This is a genomic window from Pseudomonas sp. YeP6b (assembly GCF_025642995.1).
In the GTDB taxonomy this organism is placed as follows: Bacteria; Pseudomonadota; Gammaproteobacteria; order Pseudomonadales; family Pseudomonadaceae; genus Aquipseudomonas.
In genome coordinates, this window is record NZ_CP080090.1 from 5,086,429 (window position 1) to 5,103,276 (window position 16,848).

Sequence of the window (16,848 nt, forward strand, 5' to 3'; positions counted from 1 at the left end):
TTCTAACGCCTGAGCGATTCAATGGACGCATGACCGCTGGTAACGACGAGCTTGATGCCTGCCATCGGCAAGTAGTAACGTAACTACATATAGCCTGCCGAAGGGGGATTCCCCATGACCATCACCACCATTTCCAGCCGTGAATTTAATCAAGACACAAGCGGTGCCAAAAAAGCCGCCCGTCAGGGGCCGGTTTTTATCACCGATCGCGGCAAGCCTGCCCATGTACTGCTAAGCATTGAGGACTACCAGAAACTGACAGGCCTCAACGCCGACATCGTTGACCTGTTGGTGATGCCAGAAGCGGCCGAAATCGACTTCGAAACCGAACGCGCCGTGATCACTCATCGACCCGTGGACCTCTCTTGATGTATCTACTCGACACCAACGTAATCTCTGAACTTCGTAAACCCCAGGCCGACGCAAACGTGGTCGCCTGGGCCAAAAGCGTCATTGCGCTGCGTATGTTTATCTCCGCGATTACGCTTAAAGAATTGGAAACCGGGGTACTGCGCATGGAGCGCAAAGACCCGGCCCAGGGAAAGGTTTTGCGTACCTGGCTCAAGCGTCATGTCCTGCCGGCATTCGATGCCAGAATCCTGCCGGTCGATGCCGCAGTCGCTTTGCGTTGCGCCCATCTGCATGTGCCAGACCAGGCGAATGAACGTGATGCGCTGATTGCTGCCACTGCTCTGGTTCATGGACTTACTGTCGTCACGCGCAATGTCAGTGACTTCAAATCGAGCGGCGTTCCATTGCTTAATCCGTGGGGCGAATGACCAGCCTGCGCGCAAAAACCAGCCATACTTCACAAGTCAATTGATCCACGTCACCTACACCATCAATTGATTTCCCCCAACGCGACCAAAGGTCGCACCCTTTCAGCAGTATCAGGGGCGTATCATTACGCCACTGCAACAGCCTATTTTTGACCCCGGTTGGCACGTACTGGCCGAGGCAAATCTCCACCGCCGTGGGATGCAATGATGAGCAACCAAATACCGGTACATGACGTTACCCCGCCTGCCAAAAACTCGAGCCAATCCGTCGACCTCTATGCGTCGCGAGAGAAGATCTACACCCGTGCCTTCACCGGCCTGTTCCGCAATTTACGCATGCTCGGTGGCGCTGGCTTGTTCCTGCTCTACTTCGGCACTGTGTGGCTGAACTGGGGTGGCCATCAGGCCGTGTGGTGGAACCTGCCGGAGCGTAAGTTCTTTATTTTTGGCGCGACTTTCTGGCCCCAGGATTTCATTCTGCTGTCGGGCATTCTCATCGTCGCTGCCTTTGGCCTGTTCTTTATCACGGTGTACGCCGGGCGCGTATGGTGTGGCTATACCTGCCCACAAAGCGTGTGGACCTGGATCTTCATGTGGTGCGAAAAGGTCACCGAAGGCGACCGTAACCAGCGCATCAAGCTGGATAAAGCGCCGATGGGCGCGAATAAATTCCTGCGCAAATTCAGCAAGCACACGCTGTGGTTGTTGATCGGGTTTGTCACCGGCATGACCTTCGTCGGTTACTTCTCGCCGATCCGTGAATTGGTGTTCGATTTCTTCACCGGCCAGGCCGATGGCTGGTCGTATTTCTGGGTCGGTTTTTTCACCCTCGCCACCTATGGCAACGCCGGCTGGCTGCGCGAACAGGTGTGCATCTACATGTGCCCGTATGCCCGGTTCCAAAGCGTGATGTTCGACAAAGACACCTTGATCGTGTCCTACGACCCGCGCCGTGGTGAGGTGCGGGGCCCGCGCAAAAAAGGCATCGACTACAAGGCCCAAGGCCTGGGCGATTGCATCGATTGCACGATGTGCGTGCAGGTGTGCCCCACCGGTATCGACATCCGCGACGGCCTGCAAATCGAGTGCATTGGCTGCGCCGCGTGTATCGACGCCTGCGACAACATCATGGACAAGATGGACTACCCGCGCGGCCTGATCAGCTACACCACCGAGCACAACCTTTCCGGGCAGAAAACCCACAAGCTACGCCCGCGCCTGATCGGTTATGCGTTGGTGTTGCTGGCGATGATCAGCTTGTTGGCCGGCGCATTTTTCATGCGCTCACTGGTGGGCTTTGATGTGAGCAAGGACCGTGTGCTGTACCGCGAAAACGCCGAAGGCCGGATCGAAAACGTCTACAGCCTGAAGATCATGAACAAGGACCAGCGCGACCACACCTACGTGCTAGACGCCTCGGGCCTGCCGGACCTCAAGCTGCAAGGCCGTCGCGAGATCAAGGTCGCCGCCGGAGAAATCTTCAGCATGCCGGTGGAGCTTTCCAGCGCACCGGAACAATTACCGTCGAGCACCAACGAGGTGCAATTCATCCTCAGGGATGCCGACGACGACAGCGTCCACATTGAAGCCAAGAGCCGATTCATCGGCCCCCAGGTTCGTTAATAAAAAACTCCGTTAACTAGAGAGCACAACAATGCCCGCAGCCACTGCCGCAAGCCCTTGGTACAAACACCTCTGGCCTTGGATCATCATTGGGATCCTGGCCTGCTCGGTGACCTTGACCTTGTCCATGGTGACCATTGCAGTGAAGAACCCGGACAACCTGGTCAACGACAACTACTACGAGGCCGGCAAAGGTATCAACCGCTCTCTGGACCGCGAGCTGCTGGCCCAGACCCTGCAACTGCGCGCCAAGGTGCACCTGGACGAGTTGACCGGTGAAGTCGAATTGCACCTGACCGGCAACAGCAACCCGTCGACCCTGGAGCTGAACCTGATTTCCCCGACCCAGCCAGAGAAGGATCGCAAGATCAACCTGGCCCGCAGTGACAGCGAACCCGGCCGCTACATCGGCCAGGTCACCGACAAAGTCGAAGGTCGGCGCTTCGTGGAACTGCTCGGTGTCGAGGGCGATAGAACCTGGCGCATGTTCGAAGAAGAACAGGTCAGCCACGACAAGGACTTGCTGCTGGGTGATGAGCCGTTGCAGGGCGCTGAAGACCTGAAGAATTAAACAGCCTGCGCTTAGATCGTTCCCACGCTCTGCGTCACAACAGCGGACGCGGAGCGTCCAGCGAGGCGTTACCACGCAGAGCGTGGGAACGATCATCGGACAGCCGACTAAGATCTATACCCATGAGCACCCCAACCCCCTGCTACCACTGCGCCCTGCCCGTGCCGCCCGGCAGCCGGTTTACCGCCGTAATCCTCGGCGAGCGCCGCGAACTCTGCTGCCCGGGTTGCCAGGCGGTGGCCGAGGCCATCGTGGCCGGTGGGCTGGACAGCTATTACCAACACCGCAGCGAAGCCTCAGCCAACCCCGAGGCGCTGCCGGTGCAACTGGTCGATGAACTGGCGCTGTACGACCGCGCCGATGTGCAAAAACCCTTTGTGCGCCACGACGGCGACCTTGCCGAAACCATCCTGTTGATGGAAGGCATCAGTTGCGCCGCCTGTGGCTGGCTGATCGAGAAACACCTGCGCAGCCTGCCCGCTGTGGCCGAGGCGCGGCTGAACCTGTCCAACCACCGCCTGCACGTGCGCTGGGCCGACGGGCAATTGCCGTTGAGCCAACTGCTCAGCGAGCTGCGCCACATCGGCTATGCCGCCCACCCTTACCAGGCGGATCGCGCCGCCGAGCAACTGGCTGGCGAGAACCGTCTGGCCCTGCGCCAACTGGGTGTGGCAGGGTTGCTGTGGTTCCAGGCGATGATGGCGACCATGGCCACTTGGCCGGAATTCAATGTCGACCTGAGCCCCGAGCTGCACGTGATCCTGCGCTGGGTGGCGATGTTTCTGACCACGCCCATCGTCTTCTACAGCTGTGCACCCTTCTTCAAAGGTGCCCTGCGTGACTTGCGCACGCGCCACCTGACCATGGATGTGTCGGTGTCCTTGGCGATTGGCGGCGCGTACCTGGCGGGCATTTGGACCGCCATCACCGGCGTCGGCGAGTTGTATTTCGACGCAGTGGGCATGTTCGCGCTGTTCCTGCTGGCCGGCCGCTACCTGGAGCGCCGAGCGCGGGAACGCACGGCCGCCGCCACCGCGCAGTTGGTCAACCTGTTACCCGCCTCGTGCCTGCGCCTCAAACAGGATGGCCAGAGCGAACGCATTCTGCTCAGCGAATTGGCCGTGGGTGACCGCGTATTGGTGCATCCCGGCGCGGTATTGCCTGCGGACGGGGTGATCCTCGATGGCCAGTCGAGCGTTGATGAATCGCTGCTCACCGGCGAGTACCTGCCGCAACCACGCCACGTGGGCGATGCGGTCACCGCCGGCACGCTCAATGTCGAAGGCGCGCTGACCGTCGAGGTGCGCGCCTTGGGCCATGACACACGCCTGTCCGCCATCGTGCGCCTGCTGGAACGCGCCCAGGCCGAGAAACCGCGCCTGGCGCAAATCGCCGACCGCGCCGCGCAGTGGTTCCTGTTGTGTTCGCTGATCGCCGCCGTATTGATCGGCCTGTTGTGGTGGGAGCTGGACGCGTCGCGGGCATTTTGGATTGTGCTGGCGATGCTGGTAGCGACCTGCCCGTGCGCGCTGTCGCTGGCCACGCCGACCGCCCTCACCGCCGCCACCGGCACCCTGCACACACTCGGGCTATTGCTGACCCGTGGCCATGTGCTGGAAGGCTTGAACCAGATCGATACGGTGATTTTCGACAAGACTGGCACGCTGACGGAAGGTCGCCTGGCGTTACGTGCGATCCGGCCCTTGAGCGCACTGAACAGCGATGAATGCCTGGGCCTCGCCGCCGCCCTCGAAAACCGCTCCGAACACCCGATTGCCCGCGCCTTCGGCCGAGCGCCGCTGGCGGCCGAAGAAGTCCTGAGTTTCCCTGGCCTGGGCCTGGAAGGCTGCGTGGGTGAGCGTCCGTTGCGTATCGGCCAGCCCGGCTTTGTCTGCGAACTGAGCGGTTGCCCGATCCCCGCTTCGCCGGATGAGGCGGGCCAGTGGCTGCTGCTCGGCGACCGTGACGGCGCCCTCGCCTGGTTTGTGCTGGATGACCGCCTGCGCAGCGACGCGCCTGCCCTGCTGGCCGCGTGCAAGGCGCGGGGCTGGCGCACGTTGCTGCTGTCGGGGGACAGCTCGCCGATGGTCGCCAGTGTCGCCGCCGAATTGGGCATCGACGAAGCTCACGGCGGCCTGCGCCCCGACGACAAGCTGCAGGTGCTGCAACAACTGCACAAGGAAGGCCGCAAGGTGCTGATGCTCGGCGATGGCGTCAACGATGTGCCGGTGCTCGCCGCCGCCGATATCAGCGTGGCGATGGGTTCGGCCACCGACCTGGCAAAAACCAGCGCCGATGCCGTGCTGCTGTCCAACCGCCTCGACGCGCTGGTGCAGGCGTTTACCCTGGCGCGGCGCACGCGGCGGGTAATCATCGAAAACCTGCTGTGGGCCGGGCTGTACAATGGCCTTATGCTGCCGTTTGCCGCGCTCGGTTGGATCACCCCGATCTGGGCGGCGATCGGCATGTCCCTCAGCTCGTTGACCGTGGTGCTCAACGCCTTGCGCCTGACTCGCCTGCCGAGCGCGCCGGCTAAAAGCGCCACTTTAGTAAACCGCCCGTTGCCGGCTTGAGCCGCGCGGGCATGGAGTGCAGATGCCAGCTCTATACGTGATGATTCCGGCGGCACTGCTGTTAGTGGGCGTGGCCATTTACATCTTCTTCTGGGCAGTGGACAGCGGCCAGTACGACGACCTCGACGGCCCTGCCCACAGCGTGCTGTTCGACGACCAGGACCCGAATCACTTGGCGGCTGTCGACGAAGCCAACGGGCCAGAGCAACCGCCCAAAGACCCGCCCCATGCTTGAACTGGCGCCGCTGCTGGTCTCCGCACTCATCCTCGGCCTGCTGGGCGGCGGCCACTGCTTGGGCATGTGCGGTGGGCTGATGGGCGCGCTGACCCTGGCGATCCCCAAGGAGCAACGCAGCCGCCGCTTTCGCCTGCTGCTGGCGTACAACCTGGGTCGCATCCTCAGCTATGCCGCTGCCGGGTTATTGATCGGCTTGGCCGGCTGGGCGGTGGCCAACAGCCCGGCGGCGATGTTCATGCGCGTGCTCGCCGGCTTGCTGCTGATCAGCATGGGCCTGTACCTGGCCGGCTGGTGGAGCGGGCTCACCCGTATCGAAAGCCTCGGGCGCGGCCTGTGGCGCTACATACAGCCCGTCGCCAACCGTTTGCTGCCGGTGTCCAGCCTGCCGCGCGCGTTACTGCTGGGCGCGCTGTGGGGCTGGCTGCCGTGCGGGTTGGTCTACAGCACGCTGCTGTGGGCCGCGAGCCAGGGGAATGCGTTGGACAGTGCATTGCTGATGCTGGCGTTTGGGCTGGGCACGTGGCCGGTGTTGCTGGCCACTGGGCTGGCAGCGGAGCGCGTTACGGCGTTGTTGCGCAAACGCAGCGTGCGTGTGGCCGGTGGCTTGCTGGTGATCCTGTTCGGCCTATGGACTTTGCCCGGTCCGCATCAGCACTGGCTAATGGGCCACTAAATCGCCATGTGGCATAGCGCCGCTCCCCGTTGATGCAAATCAAGATGCCATACCCGCCACGCCTCTAGACTCGGCCCACTAGCCAATCCCGGGGACCGCCCGCATGCTCGACGCCATTCGTTGGGACACAGATCTTATTCACCGTTACGACTTGGCGGGGCCGCGCTACACGTCCTACCCCACCGCCGTACAATTCGACAGCCAGGTCGGCACTTTCGACCTGCTCCATGCCCTGCGCGACAGCCGCAAGGCCGTGCGCCCCTTGTCGCTGTATGTGCACGTGCCGTTCTGCGCCAACATTTGCTACTACTGCGCCTGCAACAAGGTCATCACCAAGGACCGTGGCCGCGCCCAGGCCTATCTGCAACGCCTGGAGCAGGAAATCCAGCTGGTAGCCTGCCACCTCGACCCGAAACAACCGGTGGAGCAGTTGCACTTCGGCGGTGGTACGCCGACCTTTCTCAGCCACGACGAACTGCGCCAGTTGATGGCAAGCCTGCGTCAGCATTTCAACTTACTCGACGATGACTCGGGCGACTACGGCATCGAGATCGACCCACGTGAAGCCGACTGGGCAACCATGGGCCTGCTGCGCGAGCTAGGCTTCAACCGCGTGAGCATCGGCCTGCAGGACCTCGACCCCGAGGTCCAGCGCGCGGTCAACCGCTTGCAAAGCCTGGAAGAAACCCGCGCAGTGATTGATGCGGCGCGCACCCTGCAATTTCGCTCGATCAACATCGACCTGATCTACGGCTTGCCCAAGCAAACGCCGATCAACTTCGCGCGCACCGTTGAAGAAGTGATCAACCTGCAACCGGATCGTTTGTCGGTATTTAACTACGCACACCTGCCGGAACGTTTCATGCCGCAGCGGCGCATCAACACCGACGACCTGCCCTCCCCGGCGGAAAAACTGTTGATGCTGCAAACCACCATCGAGCAGTTGACCCGCGCCGGCTATCGCTACATCGGCATGGACCATTTCGCCCTGCCGGATGATGAGCTGGCCATCGCCCAGGAAGAAGGCACGCTGCAACGCAACTTCCAGGGCTATACCACCCACGGGCATTGCGACTTGATTGGCCTGGGCGTGTCGGCGATCAGCCAGATCGGCGACCTGTACTGCCAGAACAGCAGCGACCTCAACCATTACCAGAACGCCTTGGCCGGCGCGCAACTGGCTACAAGCCGTGGCCTGGTGTGCACCACGGACGATCGGTTACGGCGTGAGGTCATTCAGCAGTTGATCTGCAATTTCAGCCTGAGATTCGAGCAGGTCGAACAGACTTTCAATATCGATTTTCGCGGCTATTTCGACGAACTATGGCCGCAACTGGAGACAATGGCCGCAGACGGGCTGATCGAACTGGACGCACAGGGCATTCGCGTACTGCCCGCCGGGCGCTTGTTGGTACGCTCGGTGTGCATGGTGTTCGATGCCTACCTGGAGCATCAGAACAGGCAGCGCTTCTCGCGGGTGATCTGAAGCAGTTACTTCATTGCCAGGCCGGCAGCCTTGACCGCATCAGCAGCGCTCATGTCTTTCATCGCCTTGGACAGGGACGCCTGGGCAGTGGTCAGCGCGCTCTGCAGCCCAGCCAAGGCAGTTTGCAGCCCGGCCACTTTGGCCTGGGCCTGCTCAGGGCTAAGACTTCTGTCAGCCATCACCGCAGCCATTTCGGCCTGCTTCTCAGCAATCTGTTTTCTGATCTCGCGAATCCTCTTCAGCAGATTTTTGAGGGTGTCAGACAGGCCGCTGTCGTCAATATCACTGTTAGACGTTTTTTCACCCGCTGCCGCTTTCATCGCCGCACCGGAAATGGTCACCGACACTGCAGGGTTGGAATCTTCAGCCGCAGGGTTAACCGCGTCGCTCTGAGCTGGCTCTTTTTTGGTCGTCTCGGGCAGCTTCTGAATCAAAGTGCGAGAGGCGAGTTCAGTACTAAGGGGAAGCATCTCTTGAACCTCCGAGTTCATGATCGATAGCTCCTTATCGACTATTTTCTCAAAATCTTTATACCCTGCTGCTTTTTTGTACACGCTGGCCTGATCGCCCCCCAGTGCGTTACCCTTACGTCTTATGTGTGTTTTCCCACAAGGATTTAAGAAATGTCCGAGCCAGCTAAACTGCGCGCTCACAGCCAGGTTCACTGCAAGGATTGCAGCCTGGCTCCCCTCTGCCTGCCACTTTCGTTGAATTTGGAAGACATGGAAGCGCTGGACGACATCGTTAAACGCGGCCGCCCGCTGAAAAAAGGCGAGTTTCTGTTCCGCCAGGGCGACAAATTCGATTCCGTTTATGCAGTGCGTTCGGGGGCATTAAAGACGTTCAGCCTGAGCGACAGCGGCGAAGAGCAGATCACCGGTTTCCACCTGCCCAGCGAACTGGTTGGGCTGTCGGGCATGGACACCGAGATTCACCCGGTGTCGGCCCAAGCGCTGGAGACGACTTCGGTGTGCGAAATCCCCTTCGAGCGCCTGGATGAACTGGCCCTGCAATTGCCACAGTTGCGTCGCCAACTGATGCGCGTGATGAGCCGCGAAATTCGCGACGACCAGCAGATGATGCTGCTGTTATCGAAGAAAACCGCCGACGAGCGCATCGCCACGTTCCTGGTCAACCTGTCGGCACGTTTCCGTGCCCGTGGGTTCTCGGCCAACCAGTTCCGCTTGAGCATGTCGCGCAATGAAATCGGTAATTACTTGGGCCTCGCGGTGGAAACCGTGTCCCGCGTATTCACCCGTTTTCAGCAGAACGAGCTGATTGCCGCCGAAGGCAAGGAAGTACACATCCTCGACCCGATCCAGCTGTGTGCGCTGGCCGGGGGCTCGCTGGAGGTCTGATCCAGACGCTTGCGGCCGCGCCAATCGGCGAGGCCGCAGGTATACTTCGAGTCCGTTTTCCGCTTCCAGGACTCTTCGACGATGACCTTCGATTCGTTCGACATCAAATCCCTGATCCGCCCTGTCATCGACTTCCCCAAGCCAGGGGTGATCTTTCGCGATATCACGCCGCTGTTCCAATCGCCGCGCGCCCTGCGCCTGGTCGCTGACAGTTTTGCCCAGCGTTATGTCGAAGCCGACTTCACCCATATCGGCGCGATGGATGCGCGTGGCTTCCTGATCGGTTCGATCATCGCCTACCAACTGAACAAACCGCTGATCCTGTTCCGCAAACAGGGCAAGTTGCCAGCTGACGTGCTGGCCGAGGGTTACCAGACCGAATACGGCGAAGCCTTCCTTGAAGTGCACGCCGACAGCTTGTGTGAAGGCGACTCGGTATTGATGTTCGATGACCTGATCGCCACGGGCGGCACCTTGATCGCCGCGGCTAATCTGGTGCGGCGCATGGGGGCGAAGATCTTCGAAGCGGCGGCAATTATCGATTTGCCGGAGCTGGGTGGCTCGCAGCGCCTGGAAGACATGGGGATTCCGACGTTTTGCCTGACGCAGTTTGCGCTGACTGAGCGTTAAAGGTTGTCTGTTAGGGCCTCATCGCGGGCAAGCCCTAATGCCGTTCAGTTAAGCGAACGCAATGCCCAAAGCAGCGAAGATTAAATGTGGGAGCGGGCTTGCCCGCGATGACGTCGGCCCAGCAAACATTGATGTTGACTGACCCACCGCTTTCGCGGGCAAGTCGAATCGTCGCACCGCCGCTCCCACAGGGGATCTGCGCTTAACTGAACGGCATTAGGGCTTGCCCGGTTCCCACATTGGAACGCGGCCACCTGTGGGAGCTGCGGTGCGACGATTCGACTTGCCTGCGATAGCGTTCGAAAGAGCACCACCGATCAAAGCCCCATCTGCTTACTGATGATTTCATTCATCACCTCACGCGTCCCCCCGCCGATGGAGAGGATGCGGTTGTCGCGGTACAGCCGCTCCACCAGACTGCCGCGCATATAGCCCTGGCCGCCGAGAATCTGCACGGCGTCGTAGGTCACGCGGTCAGCGGTGTCGGTGGCAAGGTTCTTGGCCATGGAAATTTCCTTGATCACACTCTTGCCGGCCGCCATCTTCGCCGCCTGGCGGTAGGTAAATTCCCGCGAGACCTCCACCGCAGTGGCCATTTCCGCCAACCGATGCTTGAGTACCTGAAATTTGCCGATGGGCTTGCCGAAGGCTTCGCGCTGGGCGGCCCACGTGAGGCTTTCCTCCAGCGCCAGCTGCGCGGTCATATTGGCCATCAACGCCAGGGCCAGGCGCTCGCTCTGGAAGTTGCCCATGATGCAGGCAAAGCCCATGTTCTCGACGCCGATCAGGTTGCCCACTGGCACCTTGCAATTATCGAAGAACAGTTCAGCCGTGTCCGACGCCCACCAGCCCATTTTCTTCAGCGGTTGGCCGACAGTAAAACCCGGCGTGTGTTTTTCGATGAGCAATAAGCTGATGCCGCCAAAGCCCGGCCCGCCGGTGCGTACAGCCACGGTGTAGAAATCGGCACGGATGCCGCTGGTGATAAAGGTTTTACTGCCACTCACGCGGTAATGCTCACCGTCACGGGTGGCGCGGGTTTGCAGGTTGGCCACATCGGAGCCGCCACCGGGTTCGGTCACGGCCAGGGCGATGATCTTTTCGCCGGCCAAGACCTGGGGCGCAACACGCTCACGCACCTCGGGGCGCGCCCATTTGACGACCGGCGGCAGGCCGATATCCAGCGAACCCAGGCCGGCTACCACACCGCCGGAACCGCAGCGCATCAATTCTTCGCTGGCGGCGACCTTGGCGAACAGATCACCTTCATGGCTGCCGCCCAGGCTTTCGGGGTAACCGATGCCCAGGATCCCCGCCGCACCGGCCTTGAGGTACAGCTCACGGGGAAAGCTTTCGGCCTCCTCCCATTGCTCGATGCCCGGCAACATCTCGCGCTCGACAAAACGGCGCACGCTGTCGCGGACCAATTGGTGGCTGGGGTCGAAGTAGTCCTGATAGGCAGACATCGGCAAGCTCCACGGTGAGGTGGAGCGAACTTACCAAGCGCTTGCTTGGTTTTCAAGAGCTCACTTGCAACACAAAACCAATGTGGGAGCTGGCTTGCCTGCGATAGCGGCGTGTCAGGCGACATCACTGTCCCTGATCCACCGCCATCGCAGGCAAGCCAGCTCCCACATTTTGGACTGTGTTGTTCTTTAAAGCGCGATCGGTTTGCGACCCGCAAACGAATGCGCCAACGTCCCGCCATCCACCAACTCCAGCTCACCACCCAGCGGCACGCCATGGGCGATACGCGAGGTGATCAAGCCTTTATTGCTCAGCAACTGGGCGATGTAATGCGCGGTTGCTTCACCTTCCACGGTCGGGTTGGTCGCCAGGATCACTTCGGTGAACGTGCCCTGTTCTTCGATACGCGCCACCAGTTGCGGAATGCCGATCGCCTCCGGCCCCAGGCCGTCCAGCGGCGACAGGTGCCCTTTGAGCACAAAGTAGCGCCCGCGATAACCCGTTTGCTCCACCGCGTACACATCCATCGGCCCTTCGACCACACACAGCAGCGTGTCATCGCGGCGTGTGTCAGCGCATTGCGGGCAAAGGTCTTCTTCGGTGAGGGTGCGGCACTGGCGGCAGTGGCCCACACCGGTCATGGCCTGGCTCAAGGCCTGGGCCAACCGTGTGCCGCCACTGCGATCACGCTCCAGCAGTTGCAGCGCCATGCGCTGGGCGGTTTTCTGGCCCACGCCTGGCAAGGTGCGCAGGGCGTCGATCAGTTGACGAATCAGGGGGCTGAAGCTCATGAGCGAATGGTCCGACAAAACAACGAGACGCGGTTTATACCCGCGCCTCGGATTAGCGTCAAATGGTCAATCCTGCGCGACGCGTACCACCAACTTGCCGAAGTTGCGTCCCTCGAGCAAACCGATAAAGGCCTCGGGCGCCTGCTCCAGGCCCTCGACCACGTCTTCGCGGAACTTGATCTTGCCATCGCGCACCCATGGCGCCATGGCGCTGAGGAATTCCGGCTGGCGATCGCCATAGTCGTCAAACACGATAAAGCCCTGGATGCGCACGCGCTTGGTCAGCAAGGTGCGTTGCAGCGCCGGCAAGCGGTCAGGCCCGCTGGGCGCTTCATGGGCGTTGTAGCCGGCGATCAAGCCGCACAGGGGCACCCGCGCCTTGGGGTTAAGCAGCGGCAGCACCGCGTCAAACACCTTGCCGCCGACGTTTTCGAAATAGATATCCACGCCTTCGAAGCACGCCAGGGCCAGCTCATTGGCGAAGTTGGCGCTCTTGTGATCGATGCAGGCGTCAAACCCCAGCTCGTCCACCACGTAGCGGCACTTGTCCGCGCCACCGGCGATCCCTACCACACGCAAGCCCTTGAGCTTGGCCACCTGACCCACCACTGAGCCCACTGCACCAGACGCCGCCGCGACCACCAGGGTTTCCCCGGCCTTGGGCTGGCCGATGTCCATCAGGCCCATGTACGCGGTCATGCCCGGCATACCCAGCACACCCAACGCCATCGACGGGCTGAGCAGGCCCTTGGGCACCGGCATCAGGTTGCGGCCATCGCAAATGCTGTGGCTTTGCCAGCCGGTGGAGCCGACCACCAGGTCGCCCACTGCAAATTTCGGAGACCGCGACTGCTCGACACGGCTGACAGCGCCACCGGTCATCACTTCGTCGATTTCCACCGGCGCGGCGTAGGACGGTGCGTCGCTCATACGGCGGCGCATGTAAGGGTCGAGGGACAAGTACAGCGTTTTCAAGAGGACCTGGCCGTCTGCCAGCTCCGGCAGATTCACACGCTCCAGGCGAAAGTTTTCCGGGGTCGGCGCACCTTGCGGGCGCGAGACCAGGACGATGCGCTGGTTGAGAATTGGTTCTTGAGGCATGAGGAGGCTCCTTTATCGAATCCATCGGTATAGGGTGCAGACCACGCTGACTCGACCGAGGTTCAGCTCGAGTGACGTACTGGGGGCCGCTTCGCAGCCCAACGCGGGCGGTGCGCCGATTCGACAAGCCCGCTCGCCAGAGACAAAAATGCCAGGCGCGAGGCCTGGCATTTGAGTCTAGCTATTGGCAGCCGATCAGAACGGCAGCTTCATGCCCGGCGGCAGTTGCATGCCAGCGGTCACGCCGGACATTTTGTCCTGGCTGTTGGCTTCGATCTTGCGCACGGCATCGTTGACGGCCGCGGCGAACAGCGCTTCAAGCATTTCCAGGTCATCTTCGCTGGTGCCTGGCAACACGCTCGGGTCGATGCTCACGCGCTTGATGTCGTGACGGCCGGTCATCACCACGCTGACCATATCGCCACCGGCTTTACCGGTGACTTCGGCGTTGGCCAGTTCTTCCTGCATCTTGGCCATCTTTTCCTGCATCTGCTGTGCCTGCTTCATCAGGCCGGCCATGCCACCTTTCATCATGGGAATCACCTCAAAAGTACGTGGATCAAGTTAGTAGCCCGGTGTTATGACGCTGCCACCGGGGCTTCGACAGGTTCAATAGTATCGTGACGGACGACCGCACCGAACTGTTGCATCATTTGCTGGATGAGCGGATCCGCCTGGATCGAGTTCTCAGCATCACGCTGGCGGTTGATGCGTCGGCGTGACGCGGCCTGGGCCGGGGTTTCCTGCTCAGGCTTGATCAACTCGATGGCGACGGTCAGCGTGCGCTCATGGTACTGGTTCAGCGCGTCGTTGAGCCGGCGCTGCTGGGTCGCGTTGAACAGTGCGCTGTGAGCCGGGTCCAGGTGCAACAGCCAGTGGTCGCCTTCGATGGCGATCAAGGTGCAGTTGGCCGCGATGCTGCCGGTCATGCCGGAGATCGGCAGTTTCGGGAACAACTCCAGCCACTGCAACGCCAGGCCGGTGGCCGGGGCCGCAGCGGGTTCGGCTTCGGGCTCAGGCGCCGGTTCAGCGGTGTGCTCGCTGGCCAGGTCGTCCAGGTAGCTGTAGGCCGAATCCATGTCCGGCTCGATGTAGTCTTCGTCCAGCGGCGGCTCGTCGTCGAGGTCAATACCTGGGGTGGCGGCTTCGACTTGGGCAACGGTCGGCTCCGGCACTGGGGCGGACACCCACTCGGGCGCGGCGGGCACCACACTGTCCGGCGTCGGCGTTGGCATTGGCGTCAAGTCGGGCTGTTCACCGGCTGTCTCAAGCACCGGCTCGACGAAAGGCTGCAGTTCGGCTTCAGCCTCTACAGGCTCGTTCCACGGCAAATCGACCACCGCGGCCAGCTCGGGCTCGGGCTCGATCACCGGTTCCGGTGCGACCACAGGCGCGACAGCTACAGGCTCGGGCTCGGGCGGCTCAGGCTCAGACGCAACCGGCGCAGGCGCAGGCGCAGCCACTACTGGCGCAACCACCGCCGCGCCAGCCACTGGTTTGGCGGAATCAACTGTGGCCTGGCTGATCCCCACTGGCTTTAGCGGCTGTCTCGGTGCGTCTGCCGTATCAGCCGGCCGGAACGCCAGCATTCGCAGCAGGACCATTTCAAAACCACCGCGCGGGTCCGGTGCCAGGGGCAAGTCCCTGCGACCGATCAGGCCCATTTGGTAGTAGAACTGCACGTCTTCGGCCGGCAATGCCTGGGCCAACGCCAATACGCGATCGCGGTCGCCATGGCCGTTGTCGACACCCCCAGGCAAGGCCTGGGCGATGGCGACGCGGTGCAGCACATTGAGAATTTCCGAGAGCACGCCGTTCCAGTCCGGGCCTTGCTCCGACAAGTGGCGCACGGCCTCGAGCAACGCCTTGGCGTCGCCTTCGATCAGCGCGTGCAGCACGTCGAAGACTTGCCCGTGGTCGAGGGTGCCGAGCATGGCGCGCACATCGGCGGCCATGACCTTGCCTTCACCAAAGGCGATGGCTTGGTCGGTGAGGCTCATGGCATCGCGCATCGAACCATCGGCAGCGCGGCCGAGCAACCACAGGGCGTCGTCTTCGAACGGCACGTTCTCGACACCCAGCACGTGGGTCAAATGCTCGACCACACGCTCGGGGGTCATGTTTTTCAGGGAGAACTGCAGGCACCGCGACAAAATCGTTGCAGGAAGTTTCTGCGGATCAGTGGTGGCCAGGATGAATTTGACGTAGGGCGGCGGCTCTTCCAGGGTTTTCAACAAGGCGTTGAAGGAATGGCTGGAGAGCATGTGCACTTCGTCGATCAGGTAGACCTTGAAGCGGCCACGGCTCGGCGCGTACTGCACGTTGTCGAGCATCTCGCGGGTGTCTTCGACCTTGGTGCGGCTGGCGGCGTCGATCTCGATCAGGTCGACGAAACGCCCTTCATCGATTTCCCGGCACACCGAACAGGTGCCGCAAGGCGTGGAGGTGATACCGGTTTCACAGTTCAGGCATTTGGCGATGATGCGTGCAATGGTGGTCTTGCCCACCCCCCGAGTACCGGTGAACAGGTAGGCGTGGTGCAGCCGTTGGCTGTCCAAGGCATTGATCAGAGCCTTGAGCACATGGGTCTGGCCGACCATTTCGCGGAACGAGCGCGGACGCCATTTACGTGCAAGAACCTGATAACTCATCGAAAACCGTCGCAACTGGGAAGCGGAAGCCGGTAATGCTAGCGGAGCAAGGGGGAAATTGCATCCGGCACGCTCGTCTAATCTGACTAAGCTTGCCTGAATGGCCCCACAAAGGCCTGAACCCGGAGAGTGTATGCGCGTAGTCCTGGGCGCCTTATGGATGATTTCCCTTGCCAGCCTCGCGGCACCCGCGCCGTTGCGCTTCTCGGTTTCCGACAGCTGGGGGATGCCCATGGCCCAGATTGAGGACAACCGGCCGACCCAGGGCATTTTGTATGACGTGATGTTAAGCCTGGCCACTCAGGTCGAACGCCCGGCCGAGTTCCACGTCCTGGCCCGCGCGCGGATCGCCAATGCCATGGAGCACGGCGACATTGATGTGCGCTGTTATGTCGCCCAGGCCTGGGTCGACAACCTGTCCGGTGATTACACCTGGAGTGTGCCGCTGATGGTGCTGCGTAATGTGCTGGTCAGCGCTCGTGAGCAGCCAGTAGAGGTCACCTTGCTGGCCCCTCAGCCAATCGGCACCGTGCTCAATTACCACTACGGCGCCCTCGCCCCCCTCTTCGCCCAAGGCCAACTGACCCGCGACGACTCGCGCAGCGAAGAGCTGGTGCTGCACAAGCTGGTGGCCGGGCGTTTCGAATACGCGGTGATCAACGAATGGATACTGGACCGCTTCAACCTGAAGATGCCCCAGGATAAGCGGCTGCACAAGGTTGCAGTGATCGACGAGCAAAGCCTGGGCTGCATCGTGCGCAATGACCCGAACGTGCCGGTGCAGCGGATCTTGCGCACGCTGTTGCGGATGAAAATGTCCGGCGAAATCGATGACATCATCAAGCTTTACACCGGGGAAGATCCGCAACCCCTGCCGACTCCTGACAAGAACTGACAGCACCGCCTT

17 protein-coding genes are annotated in these 16,848 nt (G+C 61.4%); 11 read left to right on the forward strand and 6 right to left on the reverse strand.

Annotation, left to right across the window (positions count from 1 at the left end):
• Positions 1 to 114: 114 nt before the first annotated feature.
• The 8 genes from KZH41_RS22855 to hemN all read left to right on the forward strand — a co-directional run bounded on the left by KZH41_RS22855 (position 115) and on the right by hemN (position 7,943).
• Positions 115 to 369 carry a type II toxin-antitoxin system Phd/YefM family antitoxin gene (locus tag KZH41_RS22855; RefSeq protein WP_016979309.1) on the forward strand — a complete coding sequence of 85 codons (255 nt, stop codon included), beginning with the start codon at positions 115 to 117 and terminating at the stop codon, positions 367 to 369.
• A complete protein-coding gene (locus KZH41_RS22860) occupies positions 369 to 779 on the forward strand; it encodes a type II toxin-antitoxin system VapC family toxin (RefSeq protein WP_242151795.1) in 411 nt (136 codons plus the stop codon). Before KZH41_RS22855 ends, KZH41_RS22860 begins: the two co-directional genes overlap by 1 nt.
• Positions 780 to 986: 207 nt before the next feature.
• Positions 987 to 2,402 carry a cytochrome c oxidase accessory protein CcoG gene (gene ccoG, locus KZH41_RS22865; RefSeq protein WP_242151798.1) on the forward strand — a complete coding sequence of 472 codons (1,416 nt, stop codon included), beginning with the start codon at positions 987 to 989 and terminating at the stop codon, positions 2,400 to 2,402.
• A 31-nt stretch (positions 2,403 to 2,433) separates the two neighbouring features.
• The gene (locus tag KZH41_RS22870) at positions 2,434 to 2,973 is read left to right on the forward strand and encodes a FixH family protein (RefSeq protein ID WP_094949606.1); all 540 of its coding nucleotides are present in this window, start codon (positions 2,434 to 2,436) and stop codon (positions 2,971 to 2,973) included.
• Between the two features lie 122 nt (positions 2,974 to 3,095).
• The gene (locus KZH41_RS22875) at positions 3,096 to 5,546 is read left to right on the forward strand and encodes a heavy metal translocating P-type ATPase (RefSeq protein ID WP_263273775.1); all 2,451 of its coding nucleotides are present in this window, start codon (positions 3,096 to 3,098) and stop codon (positions 5,544 to 5,546) included.
• 22 nt (positions 5,547 to 5,568) lie between these two features.
• Positions 5,569 to 5,781 (forward strand): cbb3-type cytochrome oxidase assembly protein CcoS, encoded by a 213-nt coding sequence (ccoS, locus tag KZH41_RS22880; RefSeq protein ID WP_017735332.1) that lies wholly within the window; start codon positions 5,569 to 5,571, stop codon positions 5,779 to 5,781.
• A complete protein-coding gene (locus KZH41_RS22885) occupies positions 5,774 to 6,457 on the forward strand; it encodes a sulfite exporter TauE/SafE family protein (protein ID WP_263273776.1) in 684 nt (227 codons plus the stop codon). Before ccoS ends, KZH41_RS22885 begins: the two co-directional genes overlap by 8 nt.
• 103 nt (positions 6,458 to 6,560) lie before the next feature.
• Positions 6,561 to 7,943, forward strand: a complete 1,383-nt coding sequence (hemN, locus tag KZH41_RS22890; protein WP_242151809.1) for an oxygen-independent coproporphyrinogen III oxidase — start codon at positions 6,561 to 6,563, stop codon at positions 7,941 to 7,943.
• 5 nt (positions 7,944 to 7,948) lie between these two features.
• Here the strand turns inward: hemN and KZH41_RS22895 are convergent, their stop codons facing one another.
• Positions 7,949 to 8,413: a hypothetical protein gene (locus tag KZH41_RS22895; protein ID WP_263275131.1), complete on the reverse strand. Its 465-nt coding sequence runs from the start codon at positions 8,411 to 8,413 to the stop codon at positions 7,949 to 7,951.
• Between the two features lie 153 nt (positions 8,414 to 8,566).
• On the opposite strand from KZH41_RS22895, the gene fnr reads away from it, so the two are divergent.
• On the forward strand, positions 8,567 to 9,301 hold the full coding sequence (fnr, locus tag KZH41_RS22900) for a fumarate/nitrate reduction transcriptional regulator Fnr (RefSeq protein WP_242151813.1): 735 nt from the start codon (positions 8,567 to 8,569) through the stop codon (positions 9,299 to 9,301).
• Positions 9,302 to 9,382: 81 nt separating this feature from the next.
• Positions 9,383 to 9,931 (forward strand): adenine phosphoribosyltransferase, encoded by a 549-nt coding sequence (locus KZH41_RS22905; RefSeq protein WP_046035975.1) that lies wholly within the window; start codon positions 9,383 to 9,385, stop codon positions 9,929 to 9,931.
• 317 nt (positions 9,932 to 10,248) lie between these two features.
• Here KZH41_RS22905 and KZH41_RS22910 read toward each other — a convergent pair whose 3' ends face one another.
• The 5 genes from KZH41_RS22910 to dnaX form a co-directional block, all read right to left on the reverse strand.
• The gene (locus KZH41_RS22910) at positions 10,249 to 11,397 is read right to left on the reverse strand and encodes an acyl-CoA dehydrogenase family protein (RefSeq protein ID WP_263273777.1); all 1,149 of its coding nucleotides are present in this window, start codon (positions 11,395 to 11,397) and stop codon (positions 10,249 to 10,251) included.
• Positions 11,398 to 11,586: 189 nt separating this feature from the next.
• Positions 11,587 to 12,189 carry a recombination mediator RecR gene (recR, locus tag KZH41_RS22915; protein ID WP_094949599.1) on the reverse strand — a complete coding sequence of 201 codons (603 nt, stop codon included), beginning with the start codon at positions 12,187 to 12,189 and terminating at the stop codon, positions 11,587 to 11,589.
• 66 nt (positions 12,190 to 12,255) lie between these two features.
• Complete coding sequence (locus tag KZH41_RS22920; protein ID WP_263273779.1) at positions 12,256 to 13,290, reverse strand: NADP-dependent oxidoreductase; 1,035 nt, start codon at positions 13,288 to 13,290, stop codon at positions 12,256 to 12,258.
• 195 nt (positions 13,291 to 13,485) lie between these two features.
• Positions 13,486 to 13,824 (reverse strand): YbaB/EbfC family nucleoid-associated protein, encoded by a 339-nt coding sequence (locus KZH41_RS22925; RefSeq protein ID WP_094949597.1) that lies wholly within the window; start codon positions 13,822 to 13,824, stop codon positions 13,486 to 13,488.
• A 44-nt stretch (positions 13,825 to 13,868) separates the two neighbouring features.
• Complete coding sequence (dnaX, locus tag KZH41_RS22930; protein ID WP_263273780.1) at positions 13,869 to 15,941, reverse strand: DNA polymerase III subunit gamma/tau; 2,073 nt, start codon at positions 15,939 to 15,941, stop codon at positions 13,869 to 13,871.
• Positions 15,942 to 16,074: 133 nt separating this feature from the next.
• Here dnaX and KZH41_RS22935 point away from each other — a divergent pair, with 133 nt between their 5' ends.
• Entirely contained in the window at positions 16,075 to 16,836 is a 762-nt protein-coding gene (locus KZH41_RS22935; protein ID WP_263273781.1) for a substrate-binding periplasmic protein, read from the forward strand.
• Positions 16,837 to 16,848 lie beyond the last annotated feature (12 nt).